The sequence below is a fragment of the Saccharothrix espanaensis DSM 44229 genome, from assembly GCF_000328705.1.
Classification (GTDB): Bacteria; Actinomycetota; Actinomycetes; order Mycobacteriales; family Pseudonocardiaceae; genus Actinosynnema; species Actinosynnema espanaense.
Genome location: NC_019673.1, coordinates 4589729 through 4608595, shown reverse-complemented (window position 1 = coordinate 4608595; position 18867 = coordinate 4589729). Strand labels below are relative to the sequence as shown.

The following is an 18867-nucleotide window of genomic DNA, read 5'->3' as shown; positions in this document are numbered from 1 at the left end:
TAGTGGTGCGTCGCGGACGGGGCCCCCGAATATCCCCCGCCCGCGACGCGGGTCACGGCCGGTAGGGCGAACCGCCCTCGCGGATGCCCGCCACCAGCGCCTCCAGCCGGGCGGTGAGCAGGCGGTGCAGGCCGGGCCCGAAGCTGACCCGGGCCACCCCGAGCGCGCCGAGCCCGGCGGGCGTCGGGCCGCCGGGGACGTGCGCGAGGTTGACCGGTCCGGCCACCGCCCGGCAGTACTCGGCGACCCGGTCCGCGGCCAGCCCGATCGGGTAGACGCAGTCCGCGCCGGCCGCCAGGTAGGCGCGCCCGCGCTCCACGCCGGCCTCGAACGACGGATCCGGCCGCAGGAACACGTCGACCCGCGCGTTGAGCACCAGGTCCGGGTCGGCGGCGCGGACCGCGCCCAGGAATTCCACCTGCTCGGCGAGCGGCAGCAGCGCCGAGGTGGCCGGGTCGGAGTCCTCCAGGTTGCAGCCGACCGCGCCCGCGTCGGCCAGCCGCGCCGCGATCTCGGCGGGCGGCAGCCGGTAGCCGCGCTCGACGTCGGCGGTCACCGGCACGTCCACCGCGCGCACCACCCGGGCGACCGCGGCGAACGCCTCGTCGGCGGGCAGCCCCTCGCCGTCCGGGAAGCCCAGCGACGCCGAGACCGCGGCGCTGGCCGTGGCCACGGCCGGGAACGCGGCGGCGACGACCCGCGCGGACGCCGCGTCCCACACGTTCGGCAGCACGACCGGGTCGCCCGGCACGTGCAGGGCGCGCAGCGCGGCGGCGAGAGCGGCGCGGCTCACCGCGACACCTGCCAGGCGCGGGTGGTGGCGACCATCCGGTTCCAGGTGTTGATGGTGGCGATCACCCACAGCAGTTCGGTCAGCTCCTGCTCCTCGAACCGCTCGGCCGCCTCGGTCCACACGTCCTCGGGCACCCCGTCGGGCAGTTTGGTCACGGCTTCGGCCAGGGCGAGCGCGGCGCGTTCCCGGTCGCTGAACCCGGGCGCCTCCCGCCACACCGGCAGCAGGTCCAGCCGCTGCTGCTGCTCACCGGCCGCGCGCGCCTCGCCGGTGTGCAGGTCGACGCAGTAGGCGCAGCCGTTGACCTGGGAGGCCCGCACCTTCACCAGTTCCTGGAGCCTCGGGTCGAGCGAGTTCTTCTTCGACGCTGTGGAGAGGCCCTGCATCGCCTCCAGCGTCGTCGGCGTCAGGTCCGCCACCGACAGTCGGATCGTCATGATCCGACCCTAGGGCGGCATTGGCTCCTTGCTAGGGTCCAATGCCGTGCCGCAAGACTGGTCCACTGAGCGTTCGCCGGACCCGGGCGCGGGGGTCGACCTCCACCTGGAGCTGGACCCGGCCACCGGCCGGCGCGCCGGGCTGGAGCACGCGCTGCGCGCCGCGATCCGGGACGGGCGCCTCGCGCCCGGCGCCCGGCTGCCCGCCACCCGCCGGCTGGCCGTCGAACTCGGCCTGGCCCGCAACACCGTCGCCGCCGCCTACGACCAGCTCGTGGCCGAGGGGTACCTGACCGCGCGGCGCGGCGCGGGAACCCAGGTCGCGGCGCTCACCCGGCCCCGGACCAACGCCCCGACGCCCGGCCGCGACGCCACCGCGCCGCGCTTCGACCTGCGTCCCGGCAACCCCGACGTGACCGCGTTCCCGACCGCCGACTGGCTGCGCTCCGCCCGCCGCGCCCTGACCTCCGCGCCGGCCGAGGCGCACGGCTACTCCGACCCGCGCGGCCGGATCGAGCTGCGCCGCGCGCTGGCCGGCTACCTCGGGCGCACCCGGGGTGTGCAGGCCGACCCGGCGCACATCGTGATCACCGCCGGGTACGTGCAGGGCCTGTCGCTGCTGGCCGGCGTGTTGGACGGGCCGGTCGCCATGGAGGACCCGGGCCTGGCCTTCCACCGCGAGGTGGTGCGCCGCGCTGGACGCGAAGTCGTGCCGCTGCCGGTCGACGGCGACGGCGCGCACTCGCTGCCGGACGTGGCCGCCGCCGTGGTCACCCCGGCCCACCAGTACCCGACCGGCGTCACCCTGCACCCCGCCCGCAGGCACGCCCTCGTGGCCTGGGCGCGCGCGACCGGCGCCGTCGTCGTCGAGGACGACTACGACGGCGAGTACCGCTACGACCGGCAGCCCGTGGGCGCGGTCCAGGGCACCGCGCCCGACCACGTCGTCTACGCGGGCAGCGTGTCCAAGACCCTCGGTCCCGGCGTCCGGCTCGGCTGGCTGGTGCTACCGCCCCGGCTGGTGGACCCGGTGGCCGACGCCAAGCGGCACGCCGACCACCAGACCGAGGCGCTGGGCCAGCTCACCCTGGCCGACCTGATCACCGGCCACGGCTACGACCGGCACATCCGGGCCTCCCGGCTGCGCTACCGGCGACGCCGCGACCTGCTGGTCGACTGCCTGCGCGAGCACACCGCGCACGGCGTGTCCGCCGGCCTGCACGCCCTGGTGCACCACCCCGACGAGCAGGCCGCGACCGCCGCCGCGGCCGAGCACGGCCTGGCGTTCGGCCGGCTCGGCGACCACCACCACCAGCGCGACCCGGCCGCCCCGCAGGGCTTGATCATCGGCTACGGCACCCCCGCCGAACACGCCTACCGCCCGGCCCTGCACGCCCTGGCCCGCGTGCTCGCGGCACGTCCCTGAACCCGACGTGTGCGCCGCACGGGCCGGCAGCACCGAGGTCAGGGCGTGAGGTCGACGGCGGCGGCCATCGTCCCGTCCATGTGGAACGGGGTCGACGCGTGCTCGTGCGCGATCCGCCACCGCCCGTCGACCTCGCGAAGGCCCAACGTCGAGCGGAACCACAGCACGAACGCCCCGCTCCCGCCCCGGGGCACCGCCGACAGCCGGTGCAGCGAGTGGCAGAACGCCACCCCGCCGCCTGCCACGACCTCCACGTCCCGCACCTCGTAGTCCACCGCGCCGTCGAAGTTCGTGAACCACGCCGTCAGCGTCGCCGGGTCGGTCAACTCCGGCGCGGCGTGCCGCAACGGCGGGGCCAGCGTGAACGCCACCGCCTCCGGCAGGTAGTCCGCCGTCAGCGCCGCCGCGTCCCCCGACCGCATCGCCTCCGCGCGCCGTGCCACCAGTTCCCGGATCCGCGTCCCGTCAGCCATGATCGTCCTCTCCGCACCGGCACCCCCGTCGAGCGCCGCTCACCCCGGACGTAGAAGCTGGACGCCGGTTCTCGACACGACCCCACGAACAAATTTTCGGAGCCCCGGTGAAGTACCTGATCCTGATCTACGGCAACCCCGAGTCCCGCGCCATCTGGGACGGCCTGCCCGCGCAGGAGCGCGCCGCCGGGCTCGACGGGTACGCCCGGCTCGACGAGGACCTGGCCGACAGCGGCGAGCTCGTCGTCTCCGAAGCCCTCGCCGACCCGTCGCTCACCCGGCGGCTGGTCGTCCGCGACGGCCAGGCCACCACCACCGACGGGCCCTTCGCCGAGGCCAAGGAGCTGCTCGCCGGGTTCTACCTGGTCGACGTCGAGAACGCCGAGCGCGCCGTGGAGATCGCCTGGCGCGTCCCGGAGGCCCGCTTCGGCCTGGTCGAGGTGCGGCCGGTGATGTCGTTGGCGGACTTCGAGCTGTGAGCCTGGAGACCCTCCTGCGGGACCTCGCGCCGCAGGTGCTGACCGCCGTCGTCCGCCACCACGGCGGGTTCGACGAGTGCGAGGACGCCGTGCAGGAAGCGCTGGTCGCCGCCGCCACCCAGTGGCCCGCCGACGGCGTCCCGGCCAACCCCAAGGGCTGGCTGATCACCGTCGCGTCCCGCCGGCGCATCGAGGCGTGGCGCGCCGACACCGCCCGCCGCCGCCGCGAGGAGACCGTGCACGCCCTCGCCCCGCCCGACCCGGAACCCGCGTCCGGCGAGGACGACACGCTCACCCTGTTCCTGCTGTGCTGCCACCCGGCGCTCACCCCGCCCTCGCGGGTCGCGCTCACGCTGCGCGCGGTCGGCGGGCTCACCACCGCCGAGATCGCCCGCGCGTTCCTCGTCCCCGAGGCCACCATCGCCCAGCGGATCAGCCGTGCCAAGCAGAAGGTGCGCGGCGCGCGGTTCGCCCTGCCGCCCGACGACGAGCGCGAAGACCGCCTCGACGCCGTCCGCCACGTGCTCTACCTGGTGTTCACCGAAGGCCACACGGCCGGCTCCGGCGACGCCCTCTACCGCGTCGACCTCACCGCCGAGGCCATCCGACTGGCCCGCCGGCTCCCCCACGACGGCGAAACCGCCGGCCTGCTGGCCCTGATGCTGCTCACCGACGCCCGCCGCCCCGCCCGCACCACCCCGGACGGCGCGCTCGTCCCGCTGGCCGACCAGGACCGGACCCGCTGGGACGCCGCCGCCATCGCCGAAGGCACCCGCCTGGTCACCGACGCGCTGGCCACCCAGCCGATCGGCCCCTACCAGCTACAGGCCGCCATCGCCGCCGTGCACGCCGAGGCCCCGACCGCGCGGGACACCGACTGGCGGCAGATCCTCACCCTCTACGACCTGCTGCACAGCATCACGCCAGGCCCGATGGTCACCCTGAACCGGATCGTCGCCACCGCCATGGTCCACGGCCCGACCACCGCCCTGGCCCAGCTGTCCGACGCCGAAACCGACCCGGCCCTGGCCGACCACCACCGCGTGCACGCCGTCCGCGCCCACCTGCTCGACCTGGCAGGCGACCACGACACCGCCCGAACCCACTACGCCCGCGCCGCCCGCGCCACCCTGAGCCTCCCCGAACGCCGCTACCTCGAATCCCGCGCCCGCACCTGACCCGCCTCCCGGCCCTGCACCACGAACAACTCCGCCTTCACCCACAACACGCGCTCGTGCTCCCCCACCGCCGCGTGCACCACGCCACTCCCACCACACGCCGACCCGAGTACACGTAGAGGCAAGCACCTTTACGAACAGCATCGACAGACACCGCGGACGACCACCGTCCGTGAGGACCACACGCCTTTCGCCCCAACCACAAACCGCCGTTCGGCGGATACCGGACCACCCGGAGCCTGGTGAGGTGGAGCCTGCGATGCGTCGGGGGACCCATCGAGGGGGAGACGAGTTGTTCCGACCCGTGCCGGTGCCGGCACTCCCGCCCAGCACCGCACTGGCCGATCTGGCCATCACCGCGACCGACCACGCCTGGCTCGCCGGCACCACCGGCGTGTTCACCAGCCGACCCTCCACACCGCTCGTCCTGCGCTGGACCGGCGTCGACTGGACCGAGGAGACCCTGCCCGGACTCCCCTCCGCCGCCAGCCTCGCCGGCATCTCCGCCACCGCGCCCGACGATGTGTGGGCCGTCGGCAACAGCGCCGGCCGCCCCCTCGTCCTGCACTACGACGGCGTCGGCTGGCACACCGTCGACACCCCCGCCATCCCGTGGGCCAAAGCCGTCACCGCCATCGCACCCGACGACGTCCACATCGTCGGCGCGGGCAGCGACACCCTGCACTGGGACGGCCTGGAGTGGACCCGCTCCAGCACCCTCACCTCGTCCCGGGAAACCCTGCACGCCATCACCGCCGCCGCACCCGACGACGTCTGGGCCGGCGGCGGCGGGCTCACCGGGGCCGGGGCCGCCACCTACGAGTACCCCGTCCTCATCCACTGGGACGGCACCACCTGGACCGACCTGCACGGCCCCCGCCCCGACCACGGCCACATCACCGGCCTCGCCGCCACCGCGCCCGACGACCTGTGGCTGGCCCACACCCACGACACCGACGGCCTGCACATCCACCACTACGACGGCCACCGCTGGCAGCCCGTGCCCGCACCCGCCGACCACGACCGGCTCAGCCTGCACGGCGTCGCACCCGGCTGGACCTGGGGCGTCCGCGCCGGCCGGCGCAGCTTCGAGACCCGCCCCGCCTACCACCGCTGGACCGGCCAGGACTGGGCCCGCGTCCCCCTGCCCGACGACCTCACCCGCGCCTCGGCCTCGCACGTCGGCCTGGCCACCAACGGCACCACCACCTGGGCCTACCTCAAGACCGCGGCGGGCGTGCACGTCCTGCGGCACACTGCCCCGTGACCTTCACCCTCACCGCCCTGGGCACCGCCACCCCCTACCCGCGCCCCGACCGCGCCTGCTCCGGCTACCTGCTGAGCACCCCCACCACCCGGGTCTGGGTCGACGCCGGACCCGGCAGCCTGGCCAACCTCCAACGCCACACCACACCCGACCGGCTCGACGCCGTCTGGATCTCGCACACCCACGCCGACCACACCGCCGACCTGCTGCCCACCTACTACGCCCTGCTGCACGCCGACCTAACCCCCACCCGGCCGCTCCCCCTCTACGGGCCGCCCGGACTCGCCCACCGCCTCGAAACGTTCCTCGCGAGCACCGGCCCCAACCCCGCGCACGCCGCGTTCGAGGTCCACGAACTGCACGACGGCCACCGCGCCGACGTCGGCGACCTCACCCTCACCAGCCACGCCGTCCAGCACGGCCTGCCCGCGTTCGGCCTGCGCGCCACCCACGGCGACCGCACCCTGGCCTACTCCGGCGACACCGGCCCGTGCCCCGCCCTGCACGCCCTGGCCGCCGGCGCGGACCTGCTGCTCTGCGAAGCCGACGGCACCGACCCGTCCCCCGTGCACTGCACCCCGGAGGACGCCGCCGACGCCGCCCGCTCGGCCGGCCGGCTGCTGATCACCCACATCGGCCACACCCTCACCGAGGCCCAGGCCACCGAACGCGCCGGCGCGCCCGCCGCCCACGACCACGAGACCCACCAGGTCGGCTGACCACCGGCCCGGCCACGGCGCGGGCTCCCGCGCGATACTGGAGCGATGAGGCAACCCGCCGCGGCGAACGCGACGACGCTCAAGCGACCGCGATGGCCCGGGTGATCGAGTCCAGCACGCCGGGGAACCGGCGTTCCATGTCCGCGATCCGCAACTCGTGCGTGCGGTAGCTGCCCTGCGGTGTCACCCGGAGCACGCCCGCTTCGCGCAGCACCTTCAGGTGGTGCGACAGCGTCGACATGCTGACCGGCACGTCGAACTGCCCGCACACGATCCCGCCGGAGCGCGCCAGCTCGGCGACGATCCGCAGCCGCACCGGGTCGGCCAGCGCGCTCAGCACCGCGGGCAGGCTCAGGTCCTCCACGTCCGGGTGTTGGAGAGCGCGCATGTGCGGGATCGTAGCGACCACTGTCAAGAATTGATTCCAGTCTGCACTGAAATGATTTATTCCACCGAATGAACAGGATGATCAGCGTGAGCCTGCCGGAGCCGGTGCGTGCCGGGCTTGATCGCGTCACCCACCCGGCCCTGGTCGACGTGGCCGCGCTGGCCCAGGTGCGCCGCCGCTTCGACGACGAGCAGGCCGCCGCGCTGGCGGAGTACCTGCACGCCGCCCAGTCCCCCAACACGTTGCGCGCCTACCGCTCCGACTGGGTGGCGTGGGCCGCGTGGTGCGAGCGCGAGGGCCGCCAGGCGCTGCCCGCGGACCCGGTGGACGTCGCGGTGTACCTGGCGGTGGCGGCGCGGGGCGTGAAGCCGGACGGCTCCCCCGCGTTCAGCCCGTCCACGCTGGAGCGCAAGGCGGCCGCGATCGCCGCTGTGCACGCCGCCGGCGGCCTGCCCTCCCCCACCCGCGCCGACGTCGTCCGGCTGACCCTGCGCGGCATCCGGCGGACCCGCCGCGAGCAGCCCCGCCGCAAGCGCCCGGTGCTGCTGGAGACCCTGGAGGCGCTGCTCGCCGAACGCCCCGCGCCCGGCTGGCCGAGCGGACCGGCCCGCCGGCGGGACGCGCTGCTGCTGCTGGTCGGGTTCGCGGGCGCCCTGCGGCGCAGCGAACTCGCCGCACTGGCGCTGGAGGACGTCACCGTCGACGTCGACCCGCGCACGCACGAGCCGCTGCTGCTGGTGGAGCTGGGTGTCACCAAGACCGACCAGACCGGTGCGCACCGGCAGCGGGTGGTGCTGCCGCGCGGCGCGCGCCGGCCGACGTGCCCGGTGTGCGCGTTCGCCGACTGGGTGGACGTGCTGACCGCGGCCGACCCGAGGGCCCTGCTGGAGGACGAGCCGGAGACCCCGCACACCCACCGCTGCCACTCCTACCGGCCGCAGCGGCTCACCGGGCCGCTGTTCCCGGCGGTGAGCCGGCACGGCCGGCTGGGCGTGCGGTCGATGTCGGACAAGGCGGTCTCGGACGTGGTGAAGCGGTACGCCTCGAAGGCCGGTCTGGACCCGGCGCTGTTCGGCGGCCACTCGCTGCGCGCCGGGTTCGCCACGCAGGCCGCGCTCGGCGGCGCGAGCGACCGGGAGATCATGCGCCAGGGCCGCTGGACCAACCCGCGGACCGTGCACCGCTACATCCGGACGGCGAACCCGTTGGAGGACAACGCTGTCACCCGTCTCGGACTGTGACGCACAGCGCACGGCCGGTTGTTAACTGTAAACACCCACCCTGCATCCGGACGCAACCGAACAGCGCAACGAAATAGGCCGTCAGGGCACTTGCCAGGATTTGTTTCCGTGGTGTTTCCACATAGTTTGAGCTGCGGTTTTGCTAGATTTGCGAGTGTTCCGCAGAAGTCTGACCTGCGCCGCCGGGCTAAATGTGAGAACTGTTCGCGTCTAAAGAGGGGATTTACCCCCGCATTAACGCCCATACGATCAGTTCACTTGGTCGACCGCCCCGGCCGATGGCGTTCCGCCGCCCGACCGGTGGCCCCCGGACTACCCTGCACTGTCCGGGGGCCACACGTGAGTCTTACGGCGCTCTTACGCCCCCGTGGTGCCGCCGACGACAGCGTCCGAGGACAGCGCGGCCGGCGCCGCGGGCTCGTGGGGCTGGGCCGGGGGCGGCACGAGCCCGGACAGGTCGCCGCCGTTGTCGTTGACCCGCAGGACGAACGGGCGGGTCTCGGTGTACTGGACCACCGACACCGACGCCGGGTCCACCACGATCCGCTGGAAGCCGTCGAGGTGCACGCCCAGGGCGTCGGCGAGCACCGCCTTGATCACGTCGCCGTGGCTGCACGCCACCCACACCGCGCGCGGCCCGAACTCGGCGGTGACCCGGGCGTCGTGGGCGCGGATCGCGGCCACCGCGCGCGCCTGCACGGTCGCCAGCCCCTCACCGCCGGGGAACACCGCGGCGGACGGGTGCTGCTGCACGACCTGCCACAGCGGTTCCTTGAGCAGGTCCTTGAGCTCGCGGCCGGTCCACTCGCCGTACTCGACCTCGGCCAGGTCCGGCTCGACCGCGGCGTCCAGGCCGCGCTCGGCCAGCAGCGGCGCGAGGGTCTGCCGGCAGCGCTCCAGCGGCGAGGTGACCACCGCGTCGACCGGGATCCCGGCGAGCCGCTCGACCAGCTTCGCCGCCTGCTCCTCGCCGCGCTCGGCGAGCCGGACGCCCGGTTGGCGACCGGCGAGCACGCCCGATCCGTTGGCGGTGGAACGGGCGTGTCGGAGCAGGATCACGGTGGCCACCGCCCCACCCTATGTCGGGTTGAGCAGCCCCATCGACAGCAGGCCCATGAGCATGATGCCCAGCAGCAGCCGGTACCAGACGAACGCCGAGTAGCTGTGCTTGGAGACGTAGCGCAGCAGCCACGCGATGGTGGCGTAGCCGACCGCGAACGCCACGATCGTCGCCACGATCATCTGCGGCACCGACGCGGCGTTCGGCTCGGAGCGGTCCAGCACGTCCGGGATGGAGAAGATGCCCGCCCCGAACACCGCCGGCAGCGCCAGCAGGAACGAGTAGCGGGCGGCGGCGGCCCGGTCCAGGCCGAGGAACAGGCCCGCGGTGAGCGTGCCGCCGGAGCGGGACACGCCCGGGATCAGGGCCAGCGCCTGCGCCAGGCCCATGCCGACCGCGTCCTTGAGCTCCAGCTTGGTGCGGATGTGCTTGGCGAAGTGGTCGGCCAGGCCCAGCAGCAGGCCGAACACCACCAGCACCGTCGCGGTGATCCACAGGTTGCGCAGCGAGCTGCGGATCTCGTCCTTGAAGATGTAGCCCAGCACCGAGATCGGGACCGACCCGATGATCACGTACCAGGCCATCCGGTAGTCCTCGGTCCGCCGCGCGGCCTTGCTGAACAGCCCCTTGAACCAGGCGGCGATGAAGTTGCCGATGTCCTTGGCGAAGTAGATCAGCACCGCCAACTCGGTGCCGAGCTGGATCACCGCGGTGAACGACGCGCCGGCGTCGTTGCCGAAGAACAGCGTGGACACGATCCTCACGTGCGCCGACGAGGAAATAGGCAGGAATTCCGTCAGTCCTTGGACGAGTCCGAGGACCAGAGCCTGCAACCAGCTCAACTACCCACTCCTGCCAGATCCAAAGCCTCGGACGCGGTACGCAGTGCCGCGATCCCCTGCTCAAGATCTTGCAGCATGGGCGAGATGGTCAGTGTGGTGACCCCCGCTTGCGCGTAGGCCCGCATCCGCTCGGCGATCCGCTCGCGCGGTCCGAGCAGCGAGGTCGAGTCCAGGAAGTCGACCGGCAGCGCGGCCATCGCGCCGTCGTAGTCCCTGGCCAGGTACTTGTCCTGGACCTCGGCGGCCTCGGCGGCGAAGCCCATCCGGACCGCCAGGTCGTTGTAGAAGTTCTTCTCCCGGCTGCCCATGCCGCCCACGTACAGCGCCGCGTACGGCCGGACGCGGTCCGCGCAGGCCCGCCAGTCGTCGCCGACGAACAGCGGGACGGTGGGCACGACGTCGAACCCGTCGAGCGTCCTGCCCGCTTTCTCCCGGCCTTTCCGCAACGCCTCCAGCGAGGCCCCGGAGTGCTCCGGGGAGAAGAAGATGCCCAGCCAGCCGTCCGCGATCTCGCCGGTCAGCTCGACGTTCTTCGGGCCGATCGAGGCCAGGTAGATCGGGATGTGCTCGCGCACCGGGTGCACGGTCAGGGTGAGCGCCTTGCCGGGGCCGTCGGGCAGCGGCAGCGTGTAGTGCTCGCCGTCGTAGCGCAGCCGTTCCCGGCGCAGCGCGGTGCGCACGATGTCGACGTACTCGCGGGTGCGGCCCAGCGGTTTGTCGAAGCGCACGCCGTGCCAGCCCTCCGAGACCTGCGGCCCGGACACGCCCAGCCCCATCCGGAACCGGCCCCCGGAGAGCGTGTCGAGGGTGGCGGCGGTCATCGCGGCGGTGGCCGGCGTCCGGGCCGGGATCTGGAGGATCGCGCTGCCTACGTCGATGCGCTCGGTCTGCGCGGCCACCCAGGCCAGCACGGTGGGCACGTCGGAGCCGTAGGCCTCGGCGGCCCACACCACCGCGTAGCCCAGTCGGTCGGCTTCCTTGGCCAGTTCGAGGTTCGCGGCGTCGTTGCCCGCGCCCCAGTACCCGAGGTTCAGTCCCAGTCGCACGGGACCGGACCCTACCGGCGGGTAACCGAGTGCGCCAGAGGGCGTCCCCGACGGCGTGGCGGAGCATTTCCGAGAACGCCCGGCAGTCACCCCGACCGGCGATTTCCGGGAATGGCGCACGCCGTTTTCCCGGCCTTACCCGTGCGGGTGAACACGCGCGGGCGGGAAGGCACCGCGCGCCACCCGCGCGACGATCACCCTTTAGGCTCCGTCGTGTGGAACAGCGATACCTCGGCCGCAGCGGACTGCGGGTGTCCCGGACGGCCCTGGGCACGATGAGCTGGGGCCGCGACACCGACGCGGACGAGGCCGCCACCCAGCTGCTGGCGTTCACCGAGGCGGGCGGCACGCTCGTGGACACCGCCGACGTGTACGCCGAAGGCGACAGCGAGCAGATCCTGGGCGGCCTGCTGAGCGAGGTGGTGCCGCGCGAAGAGCTGGTGATCGCCACCAAGGCGGTGGCCCGGCGCAACGACGGCCCGTTCGGCGGTGGCGCGTCGCGCGGTGCGCTGCTGTCCGCGCTGGACGGTTCCCTGCGCCGCCTGGGCGTCGAGCACGTCGACCTGTGGCAGTTGCACGCGTGGGACCACGCCGTGCCGCTGGAGGAGACGCTGTCGGCGCTGGACGCCGCCGTCGCGTCGGGCAAGGTGCGCTACGCGGGCGTCTCGAACTACTCGGGCTGGCAGCTGGGCACGGCCGCCGCGCTGCCCGGCCACACCCGGATCGTGTCCACGCAGGTCGAGTACTCGCTGCTGGAGCGCGGCGTGGAGCGCGAGGTCGCGCCGGCCGCCGAGCACCACGGCATCGGCCTGCTGCCGTGGGCCCCGCTGGGCCGGGGAGTGCTGACCGGCAAGTACCGCAACGGCACCCCGTCGGACTCGCGGGGCGCGTCGGCGCACCTCGCCGGGTACGTGGAGCAGCACCGCACGGAACGGGCGGCGCGGATCGTGCAGGCGGTGGCGACGGCGGCGGACGGCCTGGGCACCTCCCCGCTGTGCGTGGCGCTGGCGTGGGTGCGCGACCGGCCGGGCGTGGTCGCGCCGGTGGTGGGCGCGCGGGACACCAACCAGCTGCTGGGCTCGCTGGCCGCCGAGGACCTGACCCTGCCGCCGGCGATCCGCGCGGCGCTGGACGACGTGAGCGCGGTGGAGTTCGGCTACCCCGAGCGCCCGATGGGCTAGCGCCGCCGCACGCGGCGGTCCTCCGGGTCGGGGCGTGCGGCGGTGGCGGGGCGTGCGGTCAGATCCGCACCTCGTCGGCCAGGCGGAACCACTCGCGGACGCCGGCGAGCTGGTCCTCCAGCCAGGTGGCGACGTCGGCGGCCAGGTCGAGGGCACGGGGGGTGCGGACTCGCTCGGCGAGGTGTTCCACGACCGACTGGATGCGGCGCACCGGGGGCGGGTGGGTGCCCGCGAACGGGACGACCAGGCCGCGCTCGTCGGCCAGCCGGTCCACCACCTCGTGCAGGAACAGCACCAGCAGCACCGCTGCGACCAGGCACGGCTCGTGGACGTCGAGTTCGCGCGGGGCCAGGTCGTCCAGGGTGTGCAGCATGATCATCGCGGCGATCCGGTCCGCCTCGTGCTCGCGCGGCCAGCCCACCGACTGCGCGTCCAGCGCCCCGACCGGGGTGTTCGGGTCGGTCCAGCGGCGCGCGTTGACCAGGTGGCCGGCCAGCACGTGGCCGATCTCGTGGGCGACGACGAACTGGGTGGCCCGGCGCAGCATCAGCCCGACCAGGGCCAGCCGCTGGCCGGAGAGCTCGGGCAGCGGCTGGGCCTCCACCGCGCCGTTGCCGTACAGGTAGGCGTTGATCGCCTCGGCCAGCGCGTAGGACGCCTGCTCGGAGCTGAGCAGGGGCGGCGTGCCGTAGTTCGGCAGCGCCCCGGTCATGATCTTCAGCACAGCGCCGACCAGGTCCGGCAGCCCGCTGTTGACCAGCACGAGCACGCCCCGGCCGGGCACCGGCACGCACAGGCCGTCGAGGGTGCCGGTGGGGAACACGCCGGCCAGGACGGGCGTGGTGACCGTCCAGCCCGCCGCGCGGGCCAGGTGCAGCACCTCCGGCTGGAGGGCGTCGAGCGTGCGTTGCAGGGTGTGCAGGTGGGCGCGCCGGTACGCGGCGGGCCGGTCGCGCACGTCGGCGAGGCGTTCCAGCCTGGTCCGGACCGGTTCGCCGGCCACCTGGGTCCACGTGTGGTAGCGGTGGGCGGCGTGTTCGGCCCCCTTGCGCACCGGGTCGAGGTGGTCCACCACCCGCCGGTCCCGCAGCAGTTCCACGTGCCTGGTCCGCAACTCCTCGACCGTCATCCGCGACGCCTCCCGTTCACCTGGGATAGTCGCGAAAAGGCCGGTGGGGGTACGGGTGGCGGCCGACTACCACCCTCCCGGACCAACGACAACACCCTCCCCCCCGCGTGACGATGGTGGATTCGTGATGGATGCTGGGAGGACGATTCGCGTTCGGGTTAGCTGGAGGTTCGACGTTGCGCCGACTGGCCGCGGTAGTGCTCACCGGAACCGCGCTGCTCTCCGGCTGCTCCACCGAGGGGAACTCCGGTGACCCGCTCCAGATAGCGAACTCGCTGGAACCGGCCCGGCCCGCGCGCTCGCCCGCGCAGTCCGGCACGCCCGAGGGTGCGGTGCTGCCGCTGGGCCGCGCGACGGCGGTCGTGGTGGCCGGCGACCGGGTCGCGGTGGCCGTGGCCGAGCCGCCCTCGGTGCTGCTGTACCCGCTGGACACGCTGGCCGGACCGACGGTGGTGCCGCTGCCCGGCCCGGCCGAGCGGCTGACGGCGCTGGACGGTGCCGTGGAGGCCCCGGTGCCCGGCAGCGGGGTCGTGGTCACCGTGCGGGCGGACGGCACGACCGCCGAGCGGAAGGTCGACGGCGGACCGGTGGACGTGGCCGTGGTGGCGGGCCGGACGGTGGTGGCCCGCCGGGACGCCAAGCTGGTCGGCGTGGACGACCGGGTGGTGACCGGGGTGTCCAGCCCGGACCAGGTGGTCGGCGTGGGCGACGAGGCCGTGGTGCTGGACCGGCCGCGCAGCGCCGTGTTCGACCTGCGGCTGTCCGCCGACGCGGACCCGGACGGCGGCCCGAAGCTGGGCGCGGGGCTGCGCGCGGGTGACGGCGCGACCTCGATGGTGGCCGACCGCTACGGCCGGGTGCTGGTGGTGGACACCCGCGGCGGCGAGCTGATGGCGTTCTCGGTCGACCCGCTGATCATGCGGCAGCGCTACCCGGTGCCCGGCGCGCCCTACGGCATGGCCTACGACCCGCGACGCGACCTGGTGTGGATCACGCTCACCGAGCTCAACCAGGTGGTGGCGTTCGACGTCGCGGGCGGGGAGCCGGTGGAGAAGCACCGGTTCGCCACGGTCCGCCAGCCGGATTCGGTGGCGGTTGATCCAGGCAGCGGGCGCGTGTTCGTCGCGTCCGGGGACGGCCAAGGGATGCAGGTGATCGGAACATGACCGAAGCGGTGGTCGACGGGGATTGGGAGTACCGGCCGTTGCGGCTGCCGGCCGGTGTCTCCCGTCGCACGGCGACGACGCAACTCGCGATCCACGCGGAGTTCTCGGGGTGGGAGCTGGCCCGGACCCTGCTGTTCGTCGACGGCTCCCGCAAGGTGTGGCTGCGCCGCAAGCGGACGGCCGCCGCGCTGCCCGACGTGATCACCTAGATTTCCGCAGGTCAGTGCCGCACACCACACCCGTGGTACCACAGGTGTGGTGGTTCAGCCGGGCTCGGTGAGCGCGGCCGCCGGGTCACGTCCGGCGGGGCCCGCGGGCTCCCACCCGCCCGACCGCGAGCGGTACGGGTACCAGCGGCCGTCCCGGCCGTAGCGCAGTTGCCGGTCGCGCACGGTCCACCGGTTGCGCCACACCCGCGCCTCGGGCAGCTCGGCGTCGCGCCACGCGGCGTGCGCGCGGTTCGCCTCGGCCTTCGCCGGCGTCCACGCCTCCTCCAGCACCTCCAGCCCGGCCTCCCCGCCCTGCCGCCACGCGGCGACCTCGCGCGGCGCGGCGGGCAGCCGGGCGGCCAGCCCGGGGTGGCCCGCGGCCATCCGGATCCGGTCGCGGCGCTCGTCGAGCACCGGCAGCCGGCCGGTGGCCAGCAGCTCGCGGGCCTTGCCGGCGGCGTCGGCGACGAGCAGCGACAGCGCTTCGACGTCGAGGCCGGGCGCGGGTTCGAACTCGGGCAGCGGGCCCAGCTCGGCCGGTGGCGGGTCGTCGGGCAGGTCGACGGCGGGCGCGGCGTAGGCGTCGACGGCCAGGACGCCGGCGGCGGGCCGGGCCCCGGCGACCACCTCGTCCTGGGCGCGGCCGCGCAGCAGGAGCAGCACCCACGGGTCGGCGTCGAGCAGCCACGCGGCCTGGTGGCACAGCGCGGCGGCGTGCCGGCAGGGCAGCTCCCAGCCGGGGCAGGTGCACTCCGGGTCGAGGTCGCCGATGCCGGGCAGCAGCTGCACGCCGGCGTCGGCGGCGGCCTCGACCAGCTCGCGGGGCATCTCGCGGTCCAGCAGCGCGGCCAGGTGCCCGGCCTTGGCCGCGACCTGGCCGAGGAACCGGTCCCACTCGGCGTCGGTGAACGGGGCCAGCCGCACGGTGGTGCGGTAGGTGTCCTCGGTGTCGTAGACGGTCGCCGCGAGCAGGCCGGGGCTGACCGTGATGGTGCCGACCAGCCCGGCGTTGGCGTACTTGCGGCCCTGCCGCAGCGGGGCCTGGTCCAGCGAGGTGTCCTCGACGGCCTGCGACCAGGCGCGGCCCCACCAGGAGCGGGCCTGCCGCGCGCCCTTGCCGAACGCGGGGAACCCCTTGACCCGCTCGGTCACGCGCCACCCCTCAGCTCGACCAGGTTGGCCAGTTCGTCGTCGGTCAGCTCGGTGAACGCGGCCTCGCCGCGGGAGAGCACGGCGTCGGCGAGGCCGCGCTTGGCGCGCAGCATCTCGGCGATCCGGTCCTCGATGGTGCCCTCGGCGATGAGCCGGTGCACCTGCACCGGGCGGGTCTGGCCGATCCGGTAGGCGCGGTCGGTGGCCTGGTCCTCCACGGCCGGGTTCCACCAGCGGTCGTAGTGCACGACGTGGTCGGCGCGGGTGAGGTTGAGGCCGGTGCCAGCGGCTTTGAGCGAGAGCAGGAACACCGGGTCCTCGCCCGCCTGGAAGCGGCGCACCATCTCCTCGCGGGCCGGGACGGGCGTGCCGCCGTGCAGCAGCTGGCTGCCCACGCCGCGCGCGGCCAGGTGCTTGGCGATCAGCCGGGCCATCGCCACGTACTGGGTGAACACCAGCACCGCGCCGCCCTCGGCCAGGATCGTGTCGACCAGCTCGTCGAGCAGTTCGAGCTTGCCGGAGCGCCCGGCGAGCGTCGGCTCGCCCTCCTTGAGGTACTGGGCGGGGTGGTTGCAGACCTGCTTGAGGGCGGTGAGCAGCTTGACGATCTTGCCGCGGCGGGCCATCCCGTCGGCGTCGGCGACCTCGGCCATCAGCTCGCGGACCACCGCCTCGTACAGGGCGGCCTGCTCGCGGGTGAGCGCGACCGGCTGGTCGGTCTCGGTCTTGGGCGGCAGCTCGGGGGCGATACCGGGGTCGGACTTGCGCCGGCGCAGCAGGAACGGCCTGATCAGCGCGGCGAACCGGGCGGCGGCCGCGTGGTCGTGGTCGGCCTCGATCGGCTTGGCCCAGCGGGCCTTGAACGCGGGCAGGGTGCCCAGCAGGCCGGGGGTGGTCCAGTCGAGCACGGCCCACAGCTCGGTGAGGGTGTTCTCGACCGGCGTGCCGGTCAGCGCCACCCGGGCCTGGGCCGGGATGCGGCGCAGCGCCTTGGCGGTGTCCGAGGACGGGTTCTTGACGTGCTGCGCCTCGTCGGCGACGACCAGGCCCCACTCCACGTCGGCGAGCCGGCCCGCGTCCAGCCGCATGGTGCCGTAGGTGGTGAGCACGAACCCCTCGTGGGCGACTTCGCGACCCGCGCCGTGGTAGCGGCGCACGGGCGTGCCGGGCGCGAACCGCTCGATCTCGCGCTGCCAGTTGCCCAGCAGCGACGCCGGGCACACCACGAGCGTGGGCCCGCCGGGGCCGTGCGCGCGCAGCAGGTGCAGGGCGATCAGCGTGATGGTCTTGCCCAGGCCCATGTCGTCGGCCAGGCACCCGCCCAGGCCCAGCGAGGTCATCCGGTCCAGCCAGCGCAGGCCGCGCACCTGGTAGTCGCGCAGGGTGGCCCGGAGTCGCGCGGGCTGCTCCACCGGTTCGGTGTCGAGCAGGTCCAGCTTGGCGCGCAGGTCGGCGAGCCAGCCGGTGGTGGCCACGGCGACCTGTTCGCCGTCGATCTCGGTGACGCCGGTCAGCGCGGCGCCCAGCGCGTCGATGGCGGCCACCGGCTTGAGGTCGCGTTCGCGGGCCTTGCGGGCCAGTTCGGGGTCGACCAGGGTCCACCGGTCGCGCAGCCGCACGACCGGCCGGTGCGCCTCGGCGAGCTGGTCGAGCTCCTCGGGGGTCAGCGGGTCGTCGCCGAGCGCGAGCTGCCAGTTGACGCTGGTCAGCCGGTCCGGGCCGAAGAAGGAGGGCCGGTCGCCGGTCTCGCCGCCGAGCACGACCTTCGCGGACAGGTCGCGCACCAGGTCCTTGGGCCAGTGCACGTCGACGCCGACGGCGGCCAGCCGGACCGCGCCCTCGCGCAGCAGGTGCTCGACGTCGGAGTCCAGCAGCGCCACCTCGTCGGGCACCGGCAGGTCGAGCAGGCGTTCCAGCGGCGGCCAGGCGCGGGCGGCCCGGCGGACGCCGACCATGGCGTCGGCCTGGGCGCGGCGGTCCGGCCCGGCCCACAGCCGCGCGGCGTCGAGCACGCTGGTCGGGTCGGCGAGGCTGTGCACCTGGACGACCGCGCGGAACGACTCCAGCCCCTCCAGCCGCAACGAAACGCGCACGCCCTGGTCGGCCCAGCCGCGCAGGTGCGGCACCCGCTGCGGGGCCACGGCGGCGAACGCGGGCCCGCCGGCGGCGTGCACGGCGGCCGCGCCGCGCGGCATGGTGTCGGCGATGGCGTCGAGGAAGGCGCGCAGCAGCGGTTCGGCCTCGGGGAGTTCCAGCGGGTCGCGGCCGGGCAGCGGCACGGCACGGGCGTGCGCGGGCATGGCGGCGGCGAGGTCGTGCACGCGGCGGGTGTCGGCGGTGTCGAACGGGCCGAGCCGCCAGGCGTCGAAGTCGCCCTCGGTGACGGCGGGCCGGACCCGGCCGCGGGCGACCAGCTGGAGCGCGACGACGACGGCCGCGCCCCAGAACGCGGCGGCGGGGTGGGCGTGCGGGTCGCGGCGGGCCCGGGACAGCAGCGGCACGGCGTCCGCGACCGGCAGGCGCACGGCCGCGACGCGCTGCCGGCTGCCGTCGGGGCGGGCCACGACGAGGTCGCCGAGGCTTCCGCCGGGCTCGGGTTCGGGCAGGTCGTCGCCGTAGAAGGCCAGCGAGGACAGGCGGGGTGGATCGGCGGGTTCGAAGACGACCGCGCAGCGTTCGAG

General features: G+C 74.5%; 19 protein-coding genes. 9 read left to right on the top strand and 10 right to left on the bottom strand.

The features are described from left to right. Positions 1–52: 52 nt before the first annotated feature. Both BN6_RS20315 and BN6_RS20310 read right to left on the bottom strand, forming a co-directional pair. A complete protein-coding gene (locus tag BN6_RS20315) occupies positions 53–793 on the bottom strand; it encodes an isocitrate lyase/PEP mutase family protein (protein ID WP_015101596.1) in 741 nt (246 codons plus the stop codon). Next, positions 790–1230, bottom strand: a complete 441-nt coding sequence (locus BN6_RS20310) for a carboxymuconolactone decarboxylase family protein (protein ID WP_015101595.1) — start codon at positions 1228–1230, stop codon at positions 790–792. The genes BN6_RS20315 and BN6_RS20310 overlap by 4 nt, the downstream gene beginning before the upstream one ends. A gap of 46 nt (positions 1231–1276) precedes the next feature. Here BN6_RS20310 and pdxR point away from each other — a divergent pair, with 46 nt between their 5' ends. Further along, positions 1277–2656, top strand: a complete 1380-nt coding sequence (pdxR, locus tag BN6_RS20305; protein WP_015101594.1) for a MocR-like pyridoxine biosynthesis transcription factor PdxR — start codon at positions 1277–1279, stop codon at positions 2654–2656. A 38-nt stretch (positions 2657–2694) separates the two neighbouring features. On the opposite strand, the gene BN6_RS20300 is transcribed toward pdxR, so the two are convergent. After that, positions 2695–3129, bottom strand: a complete 435-nt coding sequence (locus tag BN6_RS20300) for a YybH family protein (protein WP_015101593.1) — start codon at positions 3127–3129, stop codon at positions 2695–2697. Positions 3130–3236: 107 nt separating this feature from the next. Between BN6_RS20300 and BN6_RS47940 the strand changes: the two genes are divergently transcribed. The 4 genes from BN6_RS47940 (at position 3237) to BN6_RS20280 (ending at position 6772) form a co-directional block, all read left to right on the top strand. Beyond that, positions 3237–3608, top strand: a complete 372-nt coding sequence (locus BN6_RS47940; RefSeq protein WP_015101592.1) for a YciI family protein — start codon at positions 3237–3239, stop codon at positions 3606–3608. Beyond that, on the top strand, positions 3605–4786 hold the full coding sequence (locus BN6_RS20290) for an RNA polymerase sigma factor (RefSeq protein WP_015101591.1): 1182 nt from the start codon (positions 3605–3607) through the stop codon (positions 4784–4786). The genes BN6_RS47940 and BN6_RS20290 overlap by 4 nt, the downstream gene beginning before the upstream one ends. Positions 4787–5078: 292 nt before the next feature. After that, on the top strand, positions 5079–6053 hold the full coding sequence (locus BN6_RS20285) for a hypothetical protein (protein WP_148302940.1): 975 nt from the start codon (positions 5079–5081) through the stop codon (positions 6051–6053). Beyond that, positions 6050–6772, top strand: coding sequence for an MBL fold metallo-hydrolase (locus BN6_RS20280; RefSeq protein WP_015101589.1), 723 nt, complete (start codon positions 6050–6052; stop codon positions 6770–6772). The genes BN6_RS20285 and BN6_RS20280 overlap by 4 nt, the downstream gene beginning before the upstream one ends. A gap of 79 nt (positions 6773–6851) precedes the next feature. On the opposite strand, the gene BN6_RS20275 is transcribed toward BN6_RS20280, so the two are convergent. Further along, positions 6852–7160, bottom strand: coding sequence for an ArsR/SmtB family transcription factor (locus BN6_RS20275; RefSeq protein WP_015101588.1), 309 nt, complete (start codon positions 7158–7160; stop codon positions 6852–6854). Between the two features lie 68 nt (positions 7161–7228). Between BN6_RS20275 and BN6_RS20270 the strand changes: the two genes are divergently transcribed. Continuing rightward, positions 7229–8401, top strand: a complete 1173-nt coding sequence (locus BN6_RS20270; RefSeq protein WP_015101587.1) for a site-specific integrase — start codon at positions 7229–7231, stop codon at positions 8399–8401. 357 nt (positions 8402–8758) lie between these two features. On the opposite strand, the gene BN6_RS20265 is transcribed toward BN6_RS20270, so the two are convergent. From BN6_RS20265 to BN6_RS20255, 3 genes are read right to left on the bottom strand one after another with little or no spacing between them, the layout of a single operon-like run. Continuing rightward, entirely contained in the window at positions 8759–9469 is a 711-nt protein-coding gene (locus tag BN6_RS20265; RefSeq protein WP_015101586.1) for a histidine phosphatase family protein, read from the bottom strand. 9 nt (positions 9470–9478) lie between these two features. Next, a complete protein-coding gene (locus BN6_RS20260; RefSeq protein ID WP_015101585.1) occupies positions 9479–10303 on the bottom strand; it encodes an undecaprenyl-diphosphate phosphatase in 825 nt (274 codons plus the stop codon). Then, positions 10300–11349, bottom strand: coding sequence for an LLM class F420-dependent oxidoreductase (locus BN6_RS20255; protein WP_041313390.1), 1050 nt, complete (start codon positions 11347–11349; stop codon positions 10300–10302). The genes BN6_RS20260 and BN6_RS20255 overlap by 4 nt, the downstream gene beginning before the upstream one ends. A 215-nt stretch (positions 11350–11564) precedes the next feature. Between BN6_RS20255 and BN6_RS20250 the strand changes: the two genes are divergently transcribed. Further along, a complete protein-coding gene (locus BN6_RS20250) occupies positions 11565–12530 on the top strand; it encodes an aldo/keto reductase (protein WP_015101583.1) in 966 nt (321 codons plus the stop codon). 58 nt (positions 12531–12588) lie between these two features. Here BN6_RS20250 and BN6_RS20245 read toward each other — a convergent pair whose 3' ends face one another. Next, the gene (locus tag BN6_RS20245) at positions 12589–13659 is read right to left on the bottom strand and encodes a M48 family metalloprotease (RefSeq protein ID WP_015101582.1); all 1071 of its coding nucleotides are present in this window, start codon (positions 13657–13659) and stop codon (positions 12589–12591) included. 176 nt (positions 13660–13835) lie between these two features. Here BN6_RS20245 and BN6_RS20240 point away from each other — a divergent pair, with 176 nt between their 5' ends. Further along, positions 13836–14825 carry a YncE family protein gene (locus BN6_RS20240; RefSeq protein WP_148302939.1) on the top strand — a complete coding sequence of 330 codons (990 nt, stop codon included), beginning with the start codon at positions 13836–13838 and terminating at the stop codon, positions 14823–14825. Beyond that, the gene (locus BN6_RS20235) at positions 14822–15034 is read left to right on the top strand and encodes a DUF5703 family protein (RefSeq protein ID WP_015101580.1); all 213 of its coding nucleotides are present in this window, start codon (positions 14822–14824) and stop codon (positions 15032–15034) included. Before BN6_RS20240 ends, BN6_RS20235 begins: the two co-directional genes overlap by 4 nt. A 54-nt stretch (positions 15035–15088) precedes the next feature. Here BN6_RS20235 and BN6_RS20230 read toward each other — a convergent pair whose 3' ends face one another. Both BN6_RS20230 and BN6_RS20225 read right to left on the bottom strand, forming a co-directional pair. Continuing rightward, positions 15089–16186: an SWIM zinc finger family protein gene (locus tag BN6_RS20230; protein ID WP_015101579.1), complete on the bottom strand. Its 1098-nt coding sequence runs from the start codon at positions 16184–16186 to the stop codon at positions 15089–15091. After that, positions 16183–18750, bottom strand: a complete 2568-nt coding sequence (locus BN6_RS20225) for a DEAD/DEAH box helicase (RefSeq protein WP_015101578.1) — start codon at positions 18748–18750, stop codon at positions 16183–16185. The genes BN6_RS20230 and BN6_RS20225 overlap by 4 nt, the downstream gene beginning before the upstream one ends. Between the last annotated feature and the right edge of the window lie 117 nt (positions 18751–18867).